This window comes from Methylobacterium sp. SyP6R, from assembly GCF_019216885.1.
In the GTDB taxonomy this organism is placed as follows: Bacteria; Pseudomonadota; Alphaproteobacteria; order Rhizobiales; family Beijerinckiaceae; genus Methylobacterium.
Genome location: NZ_JAAQRC020000001.1, coordinates 1,639,695 through 1,660,289 on the forward strand (window position 1 = coordinate 1,639,695; position 20,595 = coordinate 1,660,289).

Sequence of the window (20,595 nt, forward strand, 5' to 3'; positions counted from 1 at the left end):
TGGCCCTGGACGCGTCGAGGGCCAGGCAGAAGGACATGCGCGTGACGAATGCCCTGCGCATCCTGGTGATCGACGACGAGCCGCCGATCCGCAAGCTCCTGCGGGTGGGCCTCGGCAGCCAGGGCTACGCGGTGGCGGAGGCTCCGAGCGGCCGTACCGCCCTCGATCTCCTGGAGCGGGAGGCCTTCGCGCTCGCCATCCTCGATCTCGGCCTGCCGGACATCGCCGGCCACGCGCTCCTGGCGCAGATCCGCGCGAGGCGGCCCGACCTGCCGGTGATCGTGCTGTCGAGCCGCGACGACGAGGCCGGCAAGGTCGAGGCGCTCGATCTCGGGGCTGACGACTACGTCACCAAGCCCTTCGGCATGAACGAGCTCCTGGCCCGGATGCGCAACGCGCTCCGCCACCAGCTCGCGGTCGGCGGCGAGCGCCCGGTCTTCCGGGCCGGCGACCTCACGGTCGATCTCGTGCGCCGGATCGTCCGGGTGGGCGAGCGCGAGGTGAAGCTGTCGCCGAAGGAATACGACGTCCTGCGCCTCCTGGTGCACCATGCCGGCAAGGTACTCACCCATGCCCACCTGCTGCGCGAGGTCTGGGGTACGGCCGCCGATCCGCAATACTTGCGGGTCTACGTGCGCCAGCTGCGCCAGAAGCTCGAGCCCGAGCCCGAGCGCCCGCGCTACATCCTGACCGAGACCGGAATCGGCTACCGGATGCGGGCGCCGGATTGAGGCGGGGGTTCGGCCGGGGTCTCCGCCTCGGCGGGCTTCGCGCCGTCGGGCGCGCGGCGCACCCAGGCATCGAGGGCCCAGCCGATGCCGCGGCCGGCAGCGGCCACGAAGACCAGCGACCCGGCGATGTGGAGGAAGAGCGGCGCATCCGAAAGGGCGGGCAACGGGGTGGGCAAAGGGCTGACTCCCTGATCTCGCCGTACCAGAAGACCGCCGGGCCCGGGCCGGCCGCCAGTGCTCCGGCGCCACAGCGCCCCGGGACGGGGCGACCGCCCGAGGGGAGCGGGACCGGTCGATGCGGGTGATGGAGGGTGGCTGTGGCGGCCTTGCCGCACCGGCGCGGGGCGAAAAGACGGGGTGCGTCCGGCGAATCAGCGCGGCGCGATCGCTGCGTGCGACCAGGTCGCTTCCGGCGAGAGCCGGACCGTCGCCGCCAGGGTCGCGCAGCAGCGGATCGGCAGCGGGCAATCCTCCCCGGCGCCGCGGTGGCACCGGCGCCGGGCCGGGATCGGGCGATGGTCGTGCTCGGCCTGGCGGGACAGGGTCGCCAGTAGAAGATTCTCCTGGTGATACGTGAATCCCAAGGAGACGCGCATGCCGCGCAGGATGTTCCGCTCGTGATCGGTCGACAAACCGCTCCGTTCACGTGCCTCGATCAATGACATCTGCCGGGTCGCCCGGTCGCACGTCGCCCCGATGTCGGACTGAACTTGGGTGAGCCGCCCCCGTACGTCCATCCCGTCCCCCGCCATGTTTTCCGCAATGTCCCTCGCATTGCAGCATTCGCGGATCTGATGCCGACCGCATTGGATAAAACTGTAGCGAAGTCGAAACGTCTGGCGAGAGACATGACGGTTAGATGAAACGATGCCCCCGCCGGGTGTGGCGGGGGCGCATCCACGCCGCTTCCTCAAGGATCGGCGGGCGTGCCACGGTCGGTGGACGTGCAAGCGTCATACGCTTTCCGATTGATCGCTTCGCGATGCGGAAAGCGGCTTCGCTCAGGCGCCGCGCGGGCTGATGATACGGAATCCGGAAGGAATCTTCCGGATTCCGTATCAGTTCGTCACCGGCTTCGCGGTCCCTTGCGGATGAAACATATGGCAGAGTGGACTTGCCGTCGGCGGAGAGATCGGTTCGTCTTTGGTGTGCCAGACCCCGCGTATCAGTTGGATCCGGGCTCCTCTTCAGTCCCCTCGCTTGCGTCACGGGCCGGTCCTCGGGCCAGCCCCGGAGCGCGTCATTTAGATTTGATCTCACGGGAGCCTGCGCCGGCGGCCTGACGGCAAGGAGATCGTGATGAAGGTCCTCTACCCCCGCTGCGCCGCCCTCGATGTTCACAAGGACACCGTCGTCGCAGCCATCCGTCTGGCCGAGAGCAGCGAGGTTCAGCGTGAGGTGCGTACGTTTGCCACCACCACGCCCGCTCTGCTCGACCTCTCCGCCTGGCTCGACGAGCACGCCTGCACCCATGTCGCCATGGAGGCGACCGGCATCTACTGGCGCCCGGTCTGGCAGGTCCTCGACGCCGACAGCCGCACCCTGATCCTGGCCAATGCCGCCCATGTCAAGAACGTGCCCGGCCGCAAGACCGACGTCGCCGACGCGGTCTGGCTCTCCGACCTGCTCGCCCACGGCCTGATCCGCGCCAGCTTCGTGCCCGAGGCTCAGACCCAGGCGATGCGCGACCTGCTGCGCACCCGCAAGCAACTGGTCCGCGAGCAGGCCAGCCACGTCCAGCGCATCCAGAAGACCCTCGAGGAGGCCAACCTCAAGCTCGCCTCGGTGCTCACCGACATCATGGGCCAGTCCGGTCGCGCCGTGCTCGACGCGCTGGTCAAGGGCGAGCGCGATCCGGCTGGGCTGCAGGCGCTGGTCAGCCCGCGGGTGAAGGCGGCGCCCGAGGCGATCCGGGCCGCGCTCACGGGCCGGATCGGGGATCACCACCGTTTCCTGCTCGGTGTGCATCTACGCCAGTACGACGGGTTGGGGCGAGCGATCGCGGAGATCGACGCGCAGGTGGAGCGCGACCTCGGCCCTTTCCGGGAAGCGGTGAAGCTGCTGGTGACGATCCCGGGCATCAGTGACCTCACCGCGCAGGTGATCCTCTCCGAGATCGGCCCCGACATGAGCCGCTTCCCGACCGCCGGCCATCTGATCTCCTGGGCCGGGCTGTGCCCGAGGAACGACGAGAGCGCGGGCAAGCGGCGCTCGACGCGGCTGCGCAAGGGCGCGCCCTGGCTCAAGACGGCCTTGGTGCAGGCCGCCTGGGCCGGAGTGCGCAAGAAGGCGAGCTACATCAGGGCGCAGTTCCAGCGCTTGCGCGGCCGGCGCGGCCCCAAGAAGGCGATCTGCGCGGTCGCCGCTTCGATGTTGACCGCGATCTATCACATGCTCAAGGCCGGCACGGCTTACGTCGATCCCGGGCCTGATCACGGCCGCAAGGCGGCCCCGACCATCCGCGCCAAGGCGCTCGTGCGGCAGATCGAGCGCCTTGGATTTGCGTGCGAAATCAAACCCGTAGAGCCAGTTTCTATTTAGTGGGCGCGATGCAGCCGGGTATGGGCGGTCGGCACCGCGGCGGTTTGATCTACGGCGGTTTGGTCTACGGCCCTGGCCGCCGCTTCCTGCTTCTCGTGCTCCTCATGGTCGATCGCCATGAAGCGGTACATGTCCCACTTCGTGGTGCCCTCGCTGAACATGCCGGAGGGGGCCTTGTAGGTGTAGTTCTCCCGCACCGACTGGGCCTGGGCCGGCTGAACGGGAGCCGCAGTGGCGGCGAGAAGCGCCGCACCGGCGAGAAGCAGGGTCGTCTTCGTCATCGTCGATCTCGTTGATGTGTCGCGGGCGCCGTCGATATCGCGGCGCCGGATGCGAGGCATCTAAGTCGCGATCGGCGACATCACTGTGCGGTTGCGCACATTCTGGCGGAATATGATCGAAATTTGGGGATTAATATCTGTTTGCCGACTCTGTTTTCAGGTGAAATCGGTAATTTTTGCCTTCTTTTTTGCTAAAAAGCGTAAAAATATTCTATTGCCGGCTATCCTTGCATCCTGTCGTGCGGGACGGGACGCGGCAGGGGCGGTTCTCTTCCGTGCAGGAGAGAGACGCGGAGCGCCCACCGAAGGCGGCGCCCCACAAAAAGCCATGCTCGCCTGTCTGTATGGCCTCCTGTCACTGACGCCCGAGAGCGAAACCCGATGATGCAGATCGCCGCCTTCCTGGTATTCCTGGCCATGGGCGTGACCAACCTCCTGGCGGTGCAGGCCGGACTGACCGCGGTCCTGGGCGTGCCGGTCGCCATCGCCCTCGTGGTTGCGGTGCCGGTGTTCTACTTCCGCTTCGTCGGCTCGGCGGCGGGCATCGTCGGGGCGATCGTCGGCTGGCAGATGTCGGTGCCGATGGCGGTGCTGCTGTTCTGCTGGCCGGTGCTGGTCTACGGCTTCCTGCGCGGCGGCGCCGAAGCCCGCACCATCCTCGCCCGACGCGCGGCCTGAATCGGCGCTGCCCCAGCTTTCAGCGCTGCCCCAGCTTTCAGCGCTGCCGAAGCTTTCAGCGCTGCCGAAGCTTTCAGCGCTGCCGCACCACGGCGACGAGGTAGCGGCAGGGGTGGTCGCTCCGGTTGGCGAAGGTGCAATCGACCGGGGCGCCGAGCGCCAGGCAATCGCCGGCCTCGAGCACGTGGGTGGCCTCGCCCTCCCGGAAGGTCAGGGTGCCGTCCAGCATCCAGATCATCTGGCGCAGGAAGGCGTAGGAGGCCGCCGGATACGAGACCTCGGCGCCGGCCGGCAACTCCACCTCCGTCAGGTCGAGGGGATGCTCGGCCGCCAGGGCCGAGGCCTGCGGCGAGATTTGCCGGCGGCGGTAGCCGGTCGCCGGATCGATCCAGACCGGCTGCGCCGCTTCGCGCCTGACCTGGCCCGTCTCCCCCTCCGCCCGGGCCAGCAGGGTCGAGAGGGTGAGCCCGAAGGCGCCCGAGAGCCGGCCGAGCAGAACGGCGGTCGGGCTCGCCTCGGCCCGCTCGACCTTGCTGATCATCGCCTTCGAGACGCCGGAGCGGGCCGCCAGGTCGCCGAGCGACCAGCCCCGCGCCTCGCGCTCCAGCCGCAGCCGTCGGGCGAGGCCGTCCGTGGGGTCGGGCGCGGGCATCGTCATGAGGGCATCGTCATGGTGGCAGCATAGGGCATCCGGGTCGGCCGGGCACCCGTCCCGGCTTTTCGGATGCCTCCTGCCCATCACGCAAGGACAGGAGGCAAGCGGCAGGCCGCGCCATCCCCAGGATTTTTATCTAAGTCTTTGTCGCGGACGCATTTTCCTCGAAATCGGATACATACTCGACCGATCGCGCCACGGGTTGCGCGCAAGCGGGGCGGTGGAGCGTGCGGAACGGAAGCGGGCATTGGCGGCTGGGTCTTGCGGCGCTCGGGGCCGTCGCCATTCCGTTCGCGGTGATCGCGGCCCTCGATCCGCGCATCGGCCTGCTGCGCCCGCGCCCGGCCGTGGAGACGGTGCCGTCCCGTCCCCAGCCCTCCCTCGCCCAGGAGGCGGCTCGGGCTCCCTCCCGCCCGCCCGCCCCGGACTTCGCCGAGACCCGGCCGGCCCCCGCCTGCCCGGTCTGCACGGCGGCCGGCGTCGAGGCCGTGGCGCCGATCCGGGGCACGCTCCCGGATCCGGACATCCAGATCCCCGACGTGGCGGCCGAGCGCACCGCCCAGCGGGAGCGGCTGATCGGCTGGACCGCCCATCCCGACCGGGTCTCGGGCTCCGCCGCCGCCCTCGACCTGATCGGCCTCGTCTTCACCGCGCCGCGGGAGCCGGGCGCCGGCTACCGGCCGTTCGCGCTCGACCTCGCCGGCGCGCCCGACCGCGCCGTGGTGCTGGTGGCCGAGCAGCCCCTCACCATCGCGACGACCACCGTCCCGCCCGACCGCGCCGGGGCGCTCGGCGTCGAATCGACCGCCGCCTTCACCCTGGCGGAGGACCGCCCGAACCGGCTCGCCGGCTTTCGCGCCCTGCCCTACGGCGCCGCCGACGTCGCGCCGGTGCTCGATCCGCTGCGGTTCGGGCCCGATACCCTGCGGGGCTTCTGCGCCGCCCTGCGGCTCTGGGCGGTGCAGTTCGGCCTGCCGGCCTGGCGCACCCGCTACACCCTGATCGAGAACCCGACCCGGGTCGCGCTCGCCGGCGAGGTGCTGCAGAGCGACGGCACGCCCCGCGGCCGGGTGTCCGGCCGGCGCCTCGCCCGGCTGTGCCGGGTGTGAGGGTGGCTCACGCCCGTCCCTCGGTCTCCCGCGCGAGCGCATCCACCACCGCGGCGATGCCGGCCGCGTCCTCGCCATCCTGGCCCCGCGCGGATTCGTAGGCCGCGCGCTGGCGGTCGGCGCTGGTGCCCTCGCGGGCGATGCGGCGGGCCCCGTCGAGGGCCGGCCCGCAGGCCAGGGCCTCGGCATCCTCGGCGACCAGCGCCAGCACCGTCTCCAGGGCCTCGCCGTAGGGCACCGCGCGGCCGGCCTCCGGATCGATCAGGGCGGCCTGCACGCCGTCGCGCTGGGCCCGCCACAGGTTCTCGCGGATCACCGCCCGGGCGACCCCGTCAAGGCGGGCATTCAGGTCGGGCCGGCGCTCGGCGGCGCGCACGAGGCAGCGGTAGAGCCCGGCGATGGCCACCGCGTCCTCGACCCGGGTGCAGCTGTCGGCGATGCGCAGTTCCAGGGTCGGGTAACGGATCGAGGGCCGCAGGTGCCACCACAGGAAACTCGCATCCTGGATCGCCCCCGCCTGCACCATCACGGCGACGTAGCGCTCGAACTCGGCATTCGAGGAGAACAGGTCGGGCAGGCCGGTGCGCGGCATCTCGCCGAACACGCTGAGGCGGTAGCCGGCGAGACCCGTATCCCGCCCCTGCCAGAACGGCGAGGAGACCGAGAGGGCAAGCAGCACCGGCAGGACCGGCAGCAGCCGGTTCATCAGGTCGACCCTGTCGTCGGGCCGGGCCACCTCGACATGGACGTGCATGCCGCTCACCAGCGTGCGCCGGCCGATCATCCGCACCTCGTCGAGGATGCCGTGGTAGCGCGCGCCGTCGGTCGGGCGTTGCGCGTCCCAGGCGGCGCCCGGATGGGTGCCGGCGGCAAGGACCAGGATCCCGTGCGCCCGACCGATCTCGGCGAGCCCCCGGCGCAAGGAGGCGAGGCCGGCCCTCGCCTCCTCCAGGGCCGTCGCCGGCGGCGTCGCGATCTCGATCTGGCTCTGGAGCAATTCGCGCTCGGCCGCCGGCAGCAGGGACTTCGCGGCGGCGTGGAAGCCGCGCACGCCGGAGCGGGGCGTCCCGCGGGTCGCGGCATCCGCCAGGAAGAACTCCTCCTCGATGCCGAAGCGGTAGGCGGGGCCGGTCATGGATGGGGGTTCTCCGAGAGCCGACGGATATAGGGGCCGGCCGGTCGCCGGCCACGATTCGGGTGTTGCTCGCATGACGGCGGACGACAGGAACTCGGGACGCCGAGGGATCGGCTCTCCCAACCCGCGACCTCATCCTGAGATGCGACCGTAGGGAGCCTCGAAGGAGAGCTCCAGAATCCTGGGCGATCCCTGGAGCCCTCCTTCGGGGGCAGTCCATCTGCGATGAACTGACACCTCAGGATGAGGTCGCGGGTGGGACGGTTGAGGGGACGGTCACTCAGCCCCGCCCCGCCCACACAGCCAGAATGAGGAGCACGAGGACGAGCGCCGCCACGCCCGCCCACACCACCGCCCGATGCGCGCCGCCCTGGGGCTTCGGGGGCGTTGCGGCGCGGGTCTCCGGCGCGCTTGCGGCCGTCGCGGCTTTCGTCGGTTCGGCGGCGGGCGCGGCCGCCTCGGGCGCCCCCGGCTCCGGCAGCCGGACCGTGCCGGCGGGCGGCAGCGGACGGCCGGGTTGCAGCAGGGCCTCGTCCGGATCGACCGAAATCCCGGCCTCCTCCAGCTCGATCAGCACCAGGGCGATGTCCTCGGCGCTCATCCGGTCCACCGGCAGGGCCCGGCGCAGGTCGTCGGGAGTCAGCCCGCCCCGGCTCCTGCCCAGGGCGACCAGGCGGTCGAGGGTCGTGCGGTCGAAGGCGGCCTGCATCGGGGGCTCCGTCGGTGTCGGTGCCAACGCGCACCGGGCGCCTCGCGTTTCCCCGTCACGGTCGCGCCCAGATGGGGTAGGAGAAGAGGCGGGCTCCCGGTGTCCGTCGGGACCCCCGAACCCAGGCGAGCCATGACCGCGCATCCGTCCCATGTCCGTCCGGCGCCCGAGGGGCCGCGGCCGGTCCTCGCCCGGATCACGCCGCCGGCCCGGCCGCTCGGGCCGTGGCGCTTCCTGCGCACCGTCCTGCGCAACCCGCTCGAGGCCTGGCCCGAGACGATCTACCGCGAGCCGCACTACGTCTCCGAGTTCCTCGGCAATTCCAGCCTGTTCGTCATGGCCCCGAACCTGATCCGCCGGGTGATGGTGGACGAGGCCGACGCCTTCGAGAAATCCGAGGTCCTGCGCCGCGCCCTCTCGCCGGCCCTCGGCGACGCGATCCTGACCGCCGACGGGGCGCGCTGGCGCTGGCAGCGCCGGGCGGCGGCGCCGATCTTCCGGGCCGAGCGCATCCGCAGCTTCGTGCCGGCGATGATCGCCGCCGCCGAGCGCACCCGCGACGCGCTCGCCGCCGCGCCCGGGACCGAGATCGACATCGCCCGCACGATGATGCGCACCACCTTCGAGATCATCGTCGAGACGATGCTCTCGGGGCCCGGCGGCATCGACGCCGCCCGGGTCGAGCGCGGCATCACCGACTACCTCGAATCGACCAGCTGGGTCATCGCCCTCACGCTCCTGCGGGCGCCGGCCTGGATGCCGTTCCCGGGCCGGGCCCGCGCCGAGCGGGCCAAGATGTACCTGCGCGACGAACTGGTGCGCCTCGCCGCGGAAGGCCGCCGCACCGGCACCGAGGGGCGCAACGACCTGATGAGCCTGCTGCTCGCCGCCCGCGACCCGGAGACCGGCCAGGCGATGGACGACCGCGACGTCGCCGACAACCTGCTCACCTTCGTGACCGCGGGCCACGAGACCACGGCGCTCGCCCTGACCTGGGCGTTCTACCTCCTCTCCCACCATCCGGAGAGCGAGGCGCTGATCGCCGCCGAGGTCGAGGCGACGACCGGGGGCGGTCCGCTGCGTCCCGAGCACGTCGATGCCCTGCCCTATACCCGCCAGGTGATCCTCGAGGCGATGCGGCTCTATCCGCCGGTGCCGGTGGTGGTGCGGGCGGCGATCCGCGACGTCGACCTCGACGGGGTCCCGGTGAAGTCCGGCACGCCGATCACCATCCCGATCTACGCCGTGCACCGCCACGCCGGCCTGTGGGACGACCCCGAGCGTTTCGACCCCGCGCGCTTTTCCCCCGAGGCGGTGAAGGCCCGCGACCGCTACGCCTACCTGCCCTTCGCGGCAGGTCCCCGGATCTGCATCGGCATGGGCTTCGCGCTCTCGGAAGCCGTCGCGATCCTGGCGGTGCTGGTCCGCTCGCTCCGGTTCTCGCTGCGGCCCGGCTACGAGCCGGTGCTCAAGCAGCGCATCACCTTGCGCCCGGCGGAGGGGATGCCGATGCGGGTGACCTTGCGCTGAGAGACCGAATCACGGCGCCAGCCACGTCGCCGCCGGTTCCTCCCCGTCCCAGGTAAACAGCGCCCGCCGGTGGCCCCGGCGGGCGAGGTACAGGAAGTCGAGCCGGGCCGCCGTCAGGACGATGACGCGGAACTCCGAAAAGCCCGCGTCCACGGCCGCCTCGTCTTCCGGCAGGGCGTAGGCTCCGCCCGCCGGCAACGGGGTCCCGGGGCCCGGTGCGGTCCCGTAGCAGACCCGGCTCATCGGCCGCGACGCCGCCCAGGCGGCGCGGGCCACGGCGTCCTGCCCGTGCAGGCGGGCCTCTCCCTCGATCCGCACCTGGATCTTCGCCGCCGGGTCGTAGGCGTGGAGCGCCACCCGGGGATCGGCGGCGATCTCGGCCGCCTTGTCGGAGCGGGCGTCGCAATGGATGCGCAAGGTGCGGCTGTCCCGGTCGACCCCGCGCAACACCACCGTGCGCAGGCGCGGGGCACCGTCGCGGCCGATCGTGGCCAGCGCCGGCGCGTGGAAGCCGCTCCGGTGTGCCGCCCCCTCTTCCAGCCGGCGCCAGGCCTCGGCGAGGCAGCCCGGGAGGTCGTCGTAGAACGCAGGCGGCTCGGTCATGGCACCTCGGTCTCGGGCGGCGCTCGATCTCGCGCGGCATCGGCTCCGGTTCGTTCACCAATCTAGGGCAGAGTCCGGGGAACCGGGATGCCCCGGTGAAGCTTGTCATGGCGAAGCTTGTTCCAGCGAAGCTTGTCCGCACGCCCCTTCCCGAGGTTGTTTCACCATGACGCTCCGCACGACGCTGGCCTGGCTGCCCCTGGCGGCCGCCCTCACGGCCCTGCCGGCGATGGCGGCCGACATGCCCGCCGGCTACGGCGCGCGCGGGGGGGCGGAGTTCTCCGCCGGCTGGCGGGCGCCGCCCCCGCCGCTGCCCCCGCCTCCCGTCGCGGTCGAGGCCGACGTCGTCGTGGTCGCGCCGCCGCCCCGGCCGCTCCTCGGCTTCGGCTACGCGCCGGTCCTGCCCTATTACGGCGTCTCGACCGGCCCCTACGGCTACCCGCCGCGGCCCCAGCCCGGCATCGGCGTCGGGCTGTTCTGAGCCGCGGACTCGTCGCAGGCGGCGAGCCGTTCCGCGACCATTGCCTGCATGGCGAAGAGGTGGCGGTCGCGGATGCCCATCGCCTCGCAGGCCGCCACCGTGTTGAGCAGGTATTCGGCGCTCGGGCCGATGGGGCCGCAGGCCGCGGCGATCCGGTCGGCGATCTCCGCATCGGTGAGCCGCCCGGCATAGCGCCCGCCCGCCCGGTCGGCCACGAAGGCGAGCGTCGGTACCGGTCCTTCGGCGGTCTCGGCGGTAAGCCAGCGGGCCTGGTAGCCGCGCCCGCGCATCTCCCGCCGCCAGACCGGCCGCACGGCCGCCCGCAGGTCGTCGCCGGCCAGCCGATAGGCGAGGCCGCGGCACTGCCCGCCCCGGTCGAGGGCGAGCATCACGCCGGGGCGCTCCGGCGTGCCGCGAAAACCCCGCTGCCACAGGCAGAACCGGCGGTGCCAGCCCCGCACCCGCGCTTCGCGGCGTTCCGAGAACGGGAATTCCGGCCGCCACATCAGGGCGCCGTAGGCGAAGAGCCACAGGGTGCCGGGATCGCCCGGCCGCTCGGCCAGGGCCGCCTCCAGGCGCGCATCGGCCTCGGTCTCGTCCATCAGCGCCATGCCGCAGCCGGGCCCGCGCTCGTCGGCGGCGACCTTGTGCGGATGGGCCCGGGCGATCGATGCGGCGTCGAGCGTGAGGGAGCGTTTTTGCATCGCAACCGTTAAGTGAGGGGGTGCGGCAGCGCGGCAGTGGCTCCCTCGGTTTTTCCGCAAAGCCAGCGGGTGTTCCGAGAAGCGTCGCCGCCCCATGTTAGTGCCGTGCTAAGCTGCACGGGTCCAGATGATCTGGACTAGAGCCGCGCCCGATCGCCTTGCAATCGGACGCTGCTCCAGGTCTTTGATTTTGCCGCATTTTCTGCGACGAACCGGTATCCGCTTCGTCGGAAAATGCTCTCGATGTCCCGGAATGGAGGACGCGTCATGGCCATCACGGGTCGCTTCAATTTCCGCAAGACCCTCACCGGCAAGCTCGTCCTGCAGGTCGAGATGGAGCGCCGCTCCTGGTGGCCCTTCGCCCGCGCCGCCTCGCCCGGCCATGTCTGGCGCGACGCCACGCCGAAGGACCTGACCGCGGTGGAGTTGCAGCAATTGCTCAACCTGCGCCGCAACCCCGGCTACATGCCGCGCAACCCGGTGATCTTCATGATGGGCCAGGGTCAGAAGGAGGCCCCCACCGCCGAGGTGGTGACGCTCGCCGCCCACCGCGCCGCCGGCCAGCAGCAGGCGGGGTGATCGGGAGGGGCGGGGCCGGCGCCCGGCACCGCTCGCGCCCGGCCGCGTTGTTCCGGTCCGAAGGGGCGGATGGCCCCGCCGACCAGGAGAGCGCAGCATGGGCATGACCTCCGTGAACCAGTCCGTGATCGAGGCCCTGTCGGAGCAGATCGTCACGACCTATTGCGACGCCGCCGAGCCCGCCGGGGAGCCGGCTCGCGCCCGGCTGATGGGCGAGGTCATGCACGCCATCGCGGAGCCGGTGGGCACCCGCACCCTCGCCGAGGACGGCCCCGAGCGGGTCAACGCCGTGCTCGCCGACTGGGAGGCGCAGGAGGGCCGCAGCTTCGGCCTGCGGCTGATCGAGATCGATCCCGGGCGCACGGTCGTCACGATGGGGTGACGGTCAACTACCGCCGAGTTCCACCAGCAACCGCGCGAGCGCGCCGGGGGCGCTCACCATGGCGTCGTGGCCGGTGGCCATCTCACGCCAGCCCCAGCCGGGCTGGCGCCGCACCCAGTCCTTGACCCCGTCCAGGGTGGCGTAGGACGGCGTGGTGCAATCGACATAGGTGCGCGGCAGCCCGTTGCCGACCGGGCCGCGGATCGGCAGCGTGCTCTCGTAGGTGCCGAGCGGGTGCGGGGTCAGGCGCCGCTCGACCCAGGCCGCATCCGCCGGATCGAGCACCCCGAAGGAAGCGGCCGGCGGCGGCGGCAGGCTCAAGCCCCCGCTCGATTCCGCGGCGGCGCGGCGGCGGGCCGCCGCCACCTCGGGCGGCAGGCCGTCGAAGGGCGCCCGGCCCGGCTGCACGATCAGCGCATCGAGATAGACGAGGTGGCGCAGCCGCTCCGGCATGGCCTCCGCCACGCCGCTGATCGCCAGCCCCCCGAAGGAATGCCCGACCAGCACGACCTGCGTCAGCTCCTCGGCCGCGATCGTCCCGGCGACGTCGCGCACGAAGGTGTCGAGGGTGATGTCTTTCGAGAGGAGGTGCGCCCGCTCGCCCAGCCCGGTGCAGGTCGGGGTGAAGACCCGGTGGCCTTCGCGCCGCAGGATGTCGGCGACGCGCACCCAGCACCAGCCGCCGTGCCAGGCGCCGTGCACCAGCACGAAGGTCAGACCATCCGCCATCCCGCCCCTCCCGTCATCGCGAGAGCAGTGCCCGATCGCGGTGCGATCGGGCACTGCTCTCCGCGTTTGATCTTGCCGCATTGTCTACGACGAACCGGTATCCACGTCGTCGGAGCATGCTCGGAGGCAGCCAAGCGCGAACGGGCCCGGCGCGCAAGGCCGTCAGAGCCCCGCCTCGTCCCGGTCCTCGCGGTTCGCCTCGAACCCGGCGATCATCCGCTCCAGGGCCTGGAAGCTTTTGACCGCCTCCTGGGTCCGGCCGGCGGCGCATTTGCCCTCGGCCGAGCGGTACCACAGCAGCATGCTGTTGAAGGCGTGCTGGTGGGGCGAGGCGGCGACGCGGGCGCGCCGGGCGGTCTCGGCGTCGAACCAGACCCGCACGGCGTGGCCGGCATTGGTGCAGACATCGGCCGAGGGCGGCAGGGCGGCGCGGGAGACGGTGGGGTCGCACAGCATGGCGAACCAGATCGCCCCGGCGGCGAGGCCGGAGGCGCCGATCATGCCGGCGGCGCCGCGCAGGCGCCGGCGCCAATCGGGTCGGGCCTGCTCGGTGGCCGGCAGCGCCTCCACCGTCTCGGGCCGGCAATGGGTGTAGTGCACCGAACCGTCGGTGTGGTGATGGGGCCATGGATGGGTCATCGAGCACCCCCTTCGGGCAGGGTGGGACTCCGGGGCCTCGCAGGGGCAGCGAAACGCGCCGCATCGCGAAAGGGTCGGGTCGGCTAGGGAGGGTCGCGGCAGGACGAAAAGCCGCGGCCGATCGCCGAACGATCTTGCGGCGGCATCGGGACCTCGCGAGGTGGGCGGAGGTTAGGCCCAGCCCCCCGAGGCCGGCGTGTTCCAGCGCACATTCCGGGGGCGGGAGCGGATGATTTTTGACCATCCGGCCTGCCACCGGGCAGCAGAGCGGTCCGGGACAAGAATGGCGCGGGTTTCCCCTCTCCCCGCGGGCGGGGAGAGGGCTTCATCCCCCTTGTCGGGGATGAAGCGAGCCCCGCAGGGCGAGGGTGAGGGGGTGTCTCCGGAGGAGCCTCATCCGTCGAGACCCCCTCACCCTCGCTCCGGCTTTCGCCTCCGCTTGCCGAGCCCCCTGGACGGGGGCTCGGCCCTCTCCCCGCCCGCGGGGAGAGGAGAGAACCCGCGCCTTTTCTTTTCCCCGGGCAGCCCCTGCATCGGCAGGGATCGTCGCCTACCCCGCCTGGAGCAGCTTCACCGCCGCGTCGCGCTCGAACAGGTAGAGCAGCGCCCGCAACGCGTCGCCGCGCTCCGACTTCAAGCCCGGATCGCGCTCGACGATCAGCCGGGCATCGTCCCGCGCCGCCACGATCAGGTCGCCGTCGGCCTCTGGCCGGGCAAGGCGGAAATTGGCCAACCCCGATTGCCGTGTGCCCAGGACCTCGCCCTCGCCGCGCAGGCGAAGATCCTCCTCGGCGATGCGAAACCCGTCCTCGGTCTCGCGCATCATCTCGAGCCGGGCCCGGGAGACCTGGCCGAGCGGCCCCTTGAACAGGAGCAGGCAGGTCGAGGCGCCCGAGCCGCGCCCGACCCGGCCGCGCAGCTGGTGCAATTGCGCCAGGCCGAAGCGCTCGGCATGCTCGATCACCATCACGGTGGCCTGCGGCACGTCCACGCCGACCTCCACCACGGTGGTCGAGACCAGGATCTTGGTGTCGCCGGCGGCGAAGCGCTCCATCGCCTCGTCCTTGTCCTTGCCCGGCATCTTGCCGTGGACGAGGCCGACATCCGCGCCGAAGCGCTCGCGCAACGCGGAAAACCGCTCCTCGGCGGCGGCGAGGTCGACATATTCGGATTCGGCGACGAGCGGGCAGATCCAGTAGACCCGGTCGCCCTTGGCGAGCGCCCGCTCCAGGCCCAGCGTCACCTCCTCGATCCGGTCGGTCGAGACCAGCACCGTCTTGATCGGCTGGCGCCCGGCCGGCTTCTCGTCGAGGACCGAGACCTCCATGTCGCCGAAATAGGTGAGCGCGAGCGTGCGGGGGATCGGCGTCGCGGTCATCACCAGGATGTCGACCGCCTCCCCCTTCCCCCCCAGCGCCAGGCGCTGGTGCACGCCGAAGCGGTGCTGCTCGTCCACCACCGCGAGGCCGAGATCGTGGAACGCCACGTCGTCCTGGAACAGCGCGTGGGTGCCGACCACGATGTGGATCGAGCCGTCGGCGAGGCCGGCGAGCGTCGCCCGGCGCTCCGCCACCCGGTCGCGGCCGGTGAGCAGCGCGAGCCTCAACCCCACCGCCTCCACCATCGGCCGCAGGCGCTCGGCGTGCTGACGGGCCAGGATCTCGGTCGGCGCCATCATCGCCGCCTGCCGGCCGGCCTCGATCGCGGAGGCCATGGCGAGGAGCGCCACCGCGGTCTTGCCCGAGCCGACATCGCCCTGGAGCAGCCGCAGCATGCGCCGCTCGGAGCCCATGTCGCCGCGGATCTCGGCGAGCGCCCGGGTCTGCGCGCCGGTGAGTCCGAACGGCAGGCCCGCCTCGATCCGCCGCGACAGGACGCCGTCGCCGACATTGGTGCGGCCGGGCGGGCGGTGCATCCGGCTGCGCACGAGAGCCAGCGCCAGCTGCGAGGCGAGCAATTCGTCGTAGGCGAGCCGCCGCCGGGCCGGGGTCTTCAGATCCTCCTCGGTCTCGGCGGCCTCCGCCGGGCGGTGCTCGGTGCGCAAAGCCTCGGCGAAGGCCGGCCAGCCGTGGCGGTCGAGGAAGGACCGGTCCTGCCATTCGGGCAGGACCGGGAGCCGGTCGAGGGCCGAGACCGCGAGCTTGCCGATCGCCCGCGAGGTCAGGCCTTCGGTGGCGCCGTAGATCGGCTCCACCGCCGGCAGGTCGGCCAGGCCCTTCTCGTCGAGAATGCGCGACGGGTGCACCATCTGGCGGAAGCCGTCCCACAGCTCGATCCGGCCCGACACGTAGCGGTGGCTGCCGAGCGGCAGCATCTTCTCGATGCGGGCACGCGGCAGGTTGAAGAACACCAGGGTGATGTCGCCGGTCTGGTCCTCGACCAGCACCCGGAAGGGCTTGCGGCCGGCCGTCTGCGGCGGACGGTGGGCCACCACCGTGACGCCCAGCGTCACCGGCTCGCCGGGCGGCGCCTCGGCGATCGAGCCGCGCAGCTGCCGGGCGATGCCGCGCTGCGGCAGGTGGAACAGGAGGTCGACCACCCGGGCCGGGCGCTCCGGCGTGCCGACGAGCTTATCGATCAGCACGGCGACCTTGGGACCGGCCCCCGGCAGCACGGTCGCGGGAGCAAACAGGGGATCGAGCAGGGAGGGACGCAGCGACATCGGGGCGGAGGCGGAGGGAAATCGGGGGCTCTATACACCACACGGCCGCGATTGCGGCCTTGCGGGTGTCGCAGGCTGCGACGAACCCCATATCAGTCGCAGGGTTTCGCACCCGCGCCCCGGGCGGTAAAGCCGCTCCGGACCAGCCCGAGGATTTGATCTCGCGATGACCGGCACCACCCGCACCAGCGCCGACCTCGATCCGCGCCGCCGCCGCACGCTCTACCGCTCCTGGCACCGGGGCACCCGCGAGATGGACCTGATCATGGGCCGCTTCGCGGATGCCGAGATCGGAACCCTCACGGAGGAGGAACTCGACGATTTCGAGCTGCTGATCGAGGTGCCGGACCGGGATCTGTTCCGCTGGATCACCGACGAGGCCGAGGTTCCGTCGAACTACGACACCGCGGTCTATCGCCGGATGAAGGCGTTCCATCAGCACGGGGCGCCGGTGGATCTGTGAGGCGGTGCTGACGAGCGCGAGGTTTCGAGGTGAAGCGCGGGATTTCACCTCTCCCCGCGGGCGGGGAGAGGGCCATGCGCCCGTTCAGGGAGCATGGCGAGCCCGCAGGGCGAGGGTGAGGGGGTGTCTCCGGACGAGGCTCCTCCGGCAACACCCCCTCACCCTCGCTCCGGCTGCGCCTCCGCTCGTCACGGCCCCGACGAGGGGGCCGTGACCCTCTCCCCGCCCGCGGGGAGAGGGGAAACCGCGCTTCATCCTGAAGCGATATGTTTGCTGAAATTCCTCGCCGTTCCTTGACCGGCCCGCCCGCCTGAAAAGACCCGCTCAGACCCGATGGCCAAGCCCGCTCCCAAGCCCCCTGCCCCGCCCGCGCCTGCGAAAAAGCCCGCGGCCGCCCGCTTCGCCCTGCCGAAATCCGCGGCGCTGACCAAGGCGGTGGAGGCGCTGAAGGCCGGCGACAGCGCGACGCTGGCCCGCGTGCCGGACGGGTTCGACGCCCTGGTGGTGGCCGATCTCGCCCGGGCCCTGTCGCAGGTCTCCGAGGGGCCGGCGGTCCTGGTCCACGTCGCCCGCGACGGCACCCGCTCGGCGGCCTTCGCCAGCGCGCTGTCCTTCGTGGCGCCCGAGATCGAGGTGATGAGCGTCCCGGCCTGGGACTGCCAGCCCTACGACCGGATCTCGCCCAATCCCGCCATCGCCGCGCAGCGGATGACGGCCCTGTCGCGGCTTGCCCGCACCCGCTCCTCGGCCGAGAAGCCGCGCATCCTCACCACCACGGTCAACGCCCTGGTGCAAAGGGTGCCGCCCAAATCCCGCATCGCCGTCGAGACCTTCTCCGCCGCGCCGGGCAACGCGCTCGACACCGACCAGATCGTCGCCTGGCTCGAGGCCAACGGCTTCCTGCGCACCGGCACCGTGCGCGATACCGGCGAATACGCGGTGCGCGGCGGCATCATCGACCTGTCGCCGCCCGGGTTGGCCAACCCGGTCCGCCTCGACTTCTTCGGCGACACTCTCGAATCGATCCGCGCCTTCGATCCCGAGACCCAGCGCACCATCGGGCAGCTCCGCTCCCTCGACCTCGTGCCGATGAGCGAGGTGCAGCTCACCACCGAGACGATCCGGCGCTTCCGCCAGGGCTACGTCACGACCTTCGGCGCCGCGACCCGGGACGACCGGCTCTACGAGACGATCAGCGAGGGCCGGCGCTATGCCGGCATCGAGCACTGGATGCCGCTGTTCTACGACCACCTCGACACGCTGTTCGACTACGTCGCCGGCGTGCCCCTCATCCTCGACCACCAGGCCGACGACGCGGTGGCCGAGCGCCTGAGCCAGGTGCAGGAATACTACGACGCCCGCAGCGAGGCCTTGAAGGAGCGCCAGAGCGGCACCGCGCCCTACAAGCCGCTCAAACCCGACGCGCTCTACCTCTCGCCGAACGAGTGGGCGAAGCGCATCGACGGCGCCACCGTCGCCCGCCTTGCCCCCTTCGACGTGCCGGAGGTCTCGGGCCGCAAGCTGATCGACTGTGAGGGCCTGCCCGGCCGCAGCTTCGCGCCGGAGCGGGCGCAGGAGGGCGTCAACGTCTTCGACGCGGCGGTCGGCCACGTTCGCGATCTCCAGGCCTCGGGGCATCACGTCGTCCTGGCGGCGTGGTCGGAGGGGTCTCGCGATCGGCTCTGCGGCGTGCTGACCGAGCACGGATTGCCGAAGCCCAAGACCATCACGCGCCTCTCCGACATCCTGGCGATGAAGCGCGGCCAGGATCTCGGCGTCGCGGTCTGGGGCCTGGAGGGCGGGTTCTCGGCGGGCCAGCTCGCCGTGGTGGCCGAGGGCGACATCCTCGGCGACCGGCTGGTGCGGCCCAAGCGCAAGGCGAAGCGCCCGCAGGACGTGATCCTGGAGGTGCAGGCGCTCGCGCCCGGCGACCTCGTGGTCCATGCCGATCACGGCATCGGGCGGTTCATCGGCCTCAAGACCGTGACGGCGGCCGGCGCGCCGCACGATTGCCTGGAGATCCAGTATAGCGGCGGCCTGCTTCTGCTGCCGGTCGAGAATATCGAGCTTCTGACCCGCTACGGCTCCGAGGATGCCGACGTCGCCCTCGACAAGCTCGGCGGCGGGGCCTGGCAGGCGCGCAAGGCCAAGCTCAAGCGCCGGATCATGGAGATGGCCGGCGCCCTCATCAAGGTCGCGGCCGAGCGGTTCGTGAAGTCGGCGCCGAAGATGGCGCCGCCGGAAGGCACCTACGGCGAGTTCGCCGCCCGCTTCCCCTACGAGGAGACCGAGGACCAGGAGGCGGCGATCGCCGCGACGCTGGGCGACCTCACCTCCGGCCGGCCGATGGACCGGCTGGTCTGCGGCGATGTCGGCTTCGGCAAGACCGAGGTGGCGCTCCGCGCCGCCTTCGTCACCGCGCTCTCCGGCAAGCAGGTCGCGGTGGTGGTGCCGACCACGCTTCTCGCGCGCCAGCACGCCCGCACCTTCGAGGCGCGGTTCAAGGGCCTGCCGGTGAACGTCGCGCAGGCCTCCCGCTTCGTCGGCAATGCCGACCTGAAGAAGGTCCGGGAGGGGCTGGCCGACGGCTCGGTCGACATCGTCGTCGGCACCCACGCGCTGCTCGCCAAGAACATCGTGTTCAAGGATCTCGGCCTCATCATCATCGACGAGGAGCAGCATTTCGGCGTCGCCCACAAGGAGCGGCTGAAGGCGCTGAAGTCGGAGGTCCACGTCCTGACGCTCTCGGCGACGCCGATCCCGCGCACGCTCCAGCTCGCCATGACCGGGGTGCGCGAACTCTCGATCATCGCGACGCCGCCGGTCGATCGCCTGGCGGTGCGCACCTTCGTGATGCCGTTCGATCCGCTCTCGATCCGCGAGGCGCTGCTGCGCGAGCGCTATCGCGGTGGCCAGGCCTTCTACGTCGTGCCGCGCATCGAGCACCTGGAGGAGGTCAAGCGCTTCCTCGACCGCGAGGTGCCGGAGGCCAAGGTGGCGGTGGCCCACGGCCAGATGGCGGCGGGCCAGCTCGAGGACGTGATGACGGCCTTCTACGAGGGCCAGTACGACATCCTGCTCGCCACCACGATCGTCGAATCGGGCCTCGACATCCCGACCGCCAACACGCTGATCGTCCACCGCGCCGACATGTTCGGCCTTGCCCAGCTCTACCAGCTGCGCGGCCGCGTCGGCCGCTCCAAGGCCCGGGCCTACGCGCTGTTCACCACGCCGGAGGGCAAGGCCCTGACGGTGCAGGCGGAACGGCGCTTGAGCGTGCTGCAATCCCTCGACACGCTCGGGGCCGGCTTCCAGCTCGCCAGCCACGACCTCGACATCCGCGGGGCCGGCAACCTGCTCGGCGACGAGCAGTCCGGCCACGTCAAGGAAGTGGGCTACGAACTCTACCAGCAGATGCTGGAGAGCGCGGTCGCGGCGCTCAAATCCGGCAACGCGCTGCCGACCGACGAGCAATGGTCGCCGACCATCGCGCTCGGCGCCCCCGTCACCATGCCGGAGGAATACGTCTCGGATCTTTCGGTGCGGCTCGGCCTCTATCGCCGCCTCGCGACGCTGGAGAACGACCGCGAACTCGAGAGCTTCGGCGCCGAGATGATCGACCGCTTCGGCCCGATGCCGCCGGAGGTGGAAGAGCTTCTCAAGATCGTGACGATCAAGATCCTGTGCCGCGAGACCAACGTCGAGAAGGTCGAGGCCGGCCCGAAGGGCATCGTCATGCACTTCCGCGACCGGTCCTTCGCCAACCCGGCCAAGCTCGCCGGCTACATCGCCGACCAGCGCTCCTTCGCCAAGGTGCGGCCGGACATGAGCGTGGTCTTCATCCGCGATCTCGCCACGGTGGCGGAGCGGCTGAAGGAGACGACGGGGATTTTGCGGGATCTGGTGAAGCTGATCACGCGCAAGAAGGCGGCGTGAGGGGGCGGCCGGAAGGCCGTCTCCCGTATCCGGTCGGGGTTGTCGCGG

21 protein-coding genes are annotated in these 20,595 nt (G+C 71.5%); 10 read left to right on the forward strand and 11 right to left on the reverse strand.

Annotated features, from left to right (window positions below):
- Positions 1 to 35: 35 nt before the first annotated feature.
- Positions 36 to 731, forward strand: coding sequence for a response regulator transcription factor (locus tag HBB12_RS07535; protein ID WP_236988773.1), 696 nt, complete (start codon positions 36 to 38; stop codon positions 729 to 731).
- Here HBB12_RS07535 and HBB12_RS07540 read toward each other — a convergent pair.
- Complete coding sequence (locus HBB12_RS07540) at positions 707 to 907, reverse strand: hypothetical protein (protein WP_236988774.1); 201 nt, start codon at positions 905 to 907, stop codon at positions 707 to 709. The genes HBB12_RS07535 and HBB12_RS07540 overlap by 25 nt on opposite strands.
- Before the next feature lie 195 nt (positions 908 to 1,102).
- Positions 1,103 to 1,363 carry a hypothetical protein gene (locus HBB12_RS07545; RefSeq protein ID WP_236988775.1) on the reverse strand — a complete coding sequence of 87 codons (261 nt, stop codon included), beginning with the start codon at positions 1,361 to 1,363 and terminating at the stop codon, positions 1,103 to 1,105.
- A 667-nt stretch (positions 1,364 to 2,030) separates the two neighbouring features.
- Between HBB12_RS07545 and HBB12_RS07550 the strand changes: the two genes are divergently transcribed.
- On the forward strand, positions 2,031 to 3,272 hold the full coding sequence (locus HBB12_RS07550) for an IS110 family RNA-guided transposase (RefSeq protein ID WP_236987776.1): 1,242 nt from the start codon (positions 2,031 to 2,033) through the stop codon (positions 3,270 to 3,272).
- Here HBB12_RS07550 and HBB12_RS07555 read toward each other — a convergent pair.
- A complete protein-coding gene (locus HBB12_RS07555) occupies positions 3,269 to 3,553 on the reverse strand; it encodes a hypothetical protein (RefSeq protein ID WP_236988776.1) in 285 nt (94 codons plus the stop codon). The two genes, HBB12_RS07550 and HBB12_RS07555, sit on opposite strands and share 4 nt — an antisense overlap.
- Positions 3,554 to 3,934: 381 nt before the next feature.
- On the opposite strand from HBB12_RS07555, the gene HBB12_RS07560 reads away from it, so the two are divergent.
- On the forward strand, positions 3,935 to 4,231 hold the full coding sequence (locus HBB12_RS07560) for a hypothetical protein (RefSeq protein WP_236988777.1): 297 nt from the start codon (positions 3,935 to 3,937) through the stop codon (positions 4,229 to 4,231).
- Between the two features lie 73 nt (positions 4,232 to 4,304).
- Here the strand turns inward: HBB12_RS07560 and HBB12_RS07565 are convergent, their stop codons facing one another.
- Entirely contained in the window at positions 4,305 to 4,889 is a 585-nt protein-coding gene (locus HBB12_RS07565; protein ID WP_236988778.1) for a helix-turn-helix domain-containing protein, read from the reverse strand.
- 224 nt (positions 4,890 to 5,113) lie between these two features.
- On the opposite strand from HBB12_RS07565, the gene HBB12_RS07570 reads away from it, so the two are divergent.
- Positions 5,114 to 5,995 (forward strand): hypothetical protein, encoded by an 882-nt coding sequence (locus tag HBB12_RS07570; RefSeq protein ID WP_236988779.1) that lies wholly within the window; start codon positions 5,114 to 5,116, stop codon positions 5,993 to 5,995.
- A 7-nt stretch (positions 5,996 to 6,002) separates the two neighbouring features.
- Here the strand turns inward: HBB12_RS07570 and HBB12_RS07575 are convergent, their stop codons facing one another.
- Complete coding sequence (locus tag HBB12_RS07575) at positions 6,003 to 7,130, reverse strand: carboxylate-amine ligase (RefSeq protein ID WP_236988780.1); 1,128 nt, start codon at positions 7,128 to 7,130, stop codon at positions 6,003 to 6,005.
- A 280-nt stretch (positions 7,131 to 7,410) separates the two neighbouring features.
- On the reverse strand, positions 7,411 to 7,839 hold the full coding sequence (locus tag HBB12_RS07580; RefSeq protein WP_236988781.1) for an RNA polymerase sigma factor region1.1 domain-containing protein: 429 nt from the start codon (positions 7,837 to 7,839) through the stop codon (positions 7,411 to 7,413).
- Between the two features lie 132 nt (positions 7,840 to 7,971).
- Here HBB12_RS07580 and HBB12_RS07585 point away from each other — a divergent pair, with 132 nt between their 5' ends.
- On the forward strand, positions 7,972 to 9,369 hold the full coding sequence (locus tag HBB12_RS07585) for a cytochrome P450 (RefSeq protein ID WP_236988782.1): 1,398 nt from the start codon (positions 7,972 to 7,974) through the stop codon (positions 9,367 to 9,369).
- A gap of 9 nt (positions 9,370 to 9,378) precedes the next feature.
- On the opposite strand, the gene HBB12_RS07590 is transcribed toward HBB12_RS07585, so the two are convergent.
- Positions 9,379 to 9,972 (reverse strand): pyridoxamine 5'-phosphate oxidase family protein, encoded by a 594-nt coding sequence (locus HBB12_RS07590; RefSeq protein WP_236988783.1) that lies wholly within the window; start codon positions 9,970 to 9,972, stop codon positions 9,379 to 9,381.
- 166 nt (positions 9,973 to 10,138) lie between these two features.
- On the opposite strand from HBB12_RS07590, the gene HBB12_RS07595 reads away from it, so the two are divergent.
- Positions 10,139 to 10,453, forward strand: coding sequence for a hypothetical protein (locus HBB12_RS07595; protein WP_236988784.1), 315 nt, complete (start codon positions 10,139 to 10,141; stop codon positions 10,451 to 10,453).
- Here the strand turns inward: HBB12_RS07595 and HBB12_RS07600 are convergent.
- Positions 10,408 to 11,157: a gamma-glutamylcyclotransferase gene (locus HBB12_RS07600; RefSeq protein ID WP_236988785.1), complete on the reverse strand. Its 750-nt coding sequence runs from the start codon at positions 11,155 to 11,157 to the stop codon at positions 10,408 to 10,410. The two genes, HBB12_RS07595 and HBB12_RS07600, sit on opposite strands and share 46 nt — an antisense overlap.
- A gap of 267 nt (positions 11,158 to 11,424) precedes the next feature.
- Between HBB12_RS07600 and HBB12_RS07605 the strand changes: the two genes are divergently transcribed.
- Together HBB12_RS07605 and HBB12_RS07610 are read left to right on the forward strand one after the other, a co-directional pair.
- Positions 11,425 to 11,736: a hypothetical protein gene (locus HBB12_RS07605; RefSeq protein ID WP_236988786.1), complete on the forward strand. Its 312-nt coding sequence runs from the start codon at positions 11,425 to 11,427 to the stop codon at positions 11,734 to 11,736.
- Positions 11,737 to 11,833: 97 nt separating this feature from the next.
- The gene (locus tag HBB12_RS07610; RefSeq protein ID WP_236988787.1) at positions 11,834 to 12,118 is read left to right on the forward strand and encodes a hypothetical protein; all 285 of its coding nucleotides are present in this window, start codon (positions 11,834 to 11,836) and stop codon (positions 12,116 to 12,118) included.
- Positions 12,119 to 12,121: 3 nt separating this feature from the next.
- Here the strand turns inward: HBB12_RS07610 and HBB12_RS07615 are convergent, their stop codons facing one another.
- From HBB12_RS07615 to recG, 3 genes are all read right to left on the reverse strand, one after another.
- Positions 12,122 to 12,847: an alpha/beta hydrolase gene (locus tag HBB12_RS07615; protein ID WP_236988788.1), complete on the reverse strand. Its 726-nt coding sequence runs from the start codon at positions 12,845 to 12,847 to the stop codon at positions 12,122 to 12,124.
- 162 nt (positions 12,848 to 13,009) lie between these two features.
- Complete coding sequence (locus tag HBB12_RS07620) at positions 13,010 to 13,486, reverse strand: hypothetical protein (RefSeq protein ID WP_236988789.1); 477 nt, start codon at positions 13,484 to 13,486, stop codon at positions 13,010 to 13,012.
- 550 nt (positions 13,487 to 14,036) lie between these two features.
- Positions 14,037 to 16,148: an ATP-dependent DNA helicase RecG gene (gene recG / locus HBB12_RS07625; protein WP_236988790.1), complete on the reverse strand. Its 2,112-nt coding sequence runs from the start codon at positions 16,146 to 16,148 to the stop codon at positions 14,037 to 14,039.
- 166 nt (positions 16,149 to 16,314) lie between these two features.
- On the opposite strand from recG, the gene HBB12_RS07630 reads away from it, so the two are divergent.
- Positions 16,315 to 16,611 (forward strand): FAD assembly factor SdhE, encoded by a 297-nt coding sequence (locus tag HBB12_RS07630; RefSeq protein WP_048435331.1) that lies wholly within the window; start codon positions 16,315 to 16,317, stop codon positions 16,609 to 16,611.
- Between the two features lie 333 nt (positions 16,612 to 16,944).
- Positions 16,945 to 20,547: a transcription-repair coupling factor gene (mfd, locus tag HBB12_RS07635; RefSeq protein ID WP_236988791.1), complete on the forward strand. Its 3,603-nt coding sequence runs from the start codon at positions 16,945 to 16,947 to the stop codon at positions 20,545 to 20,547.
- Positions 20,548 to 20,595 lie beyond the last annotated feature (48 nt).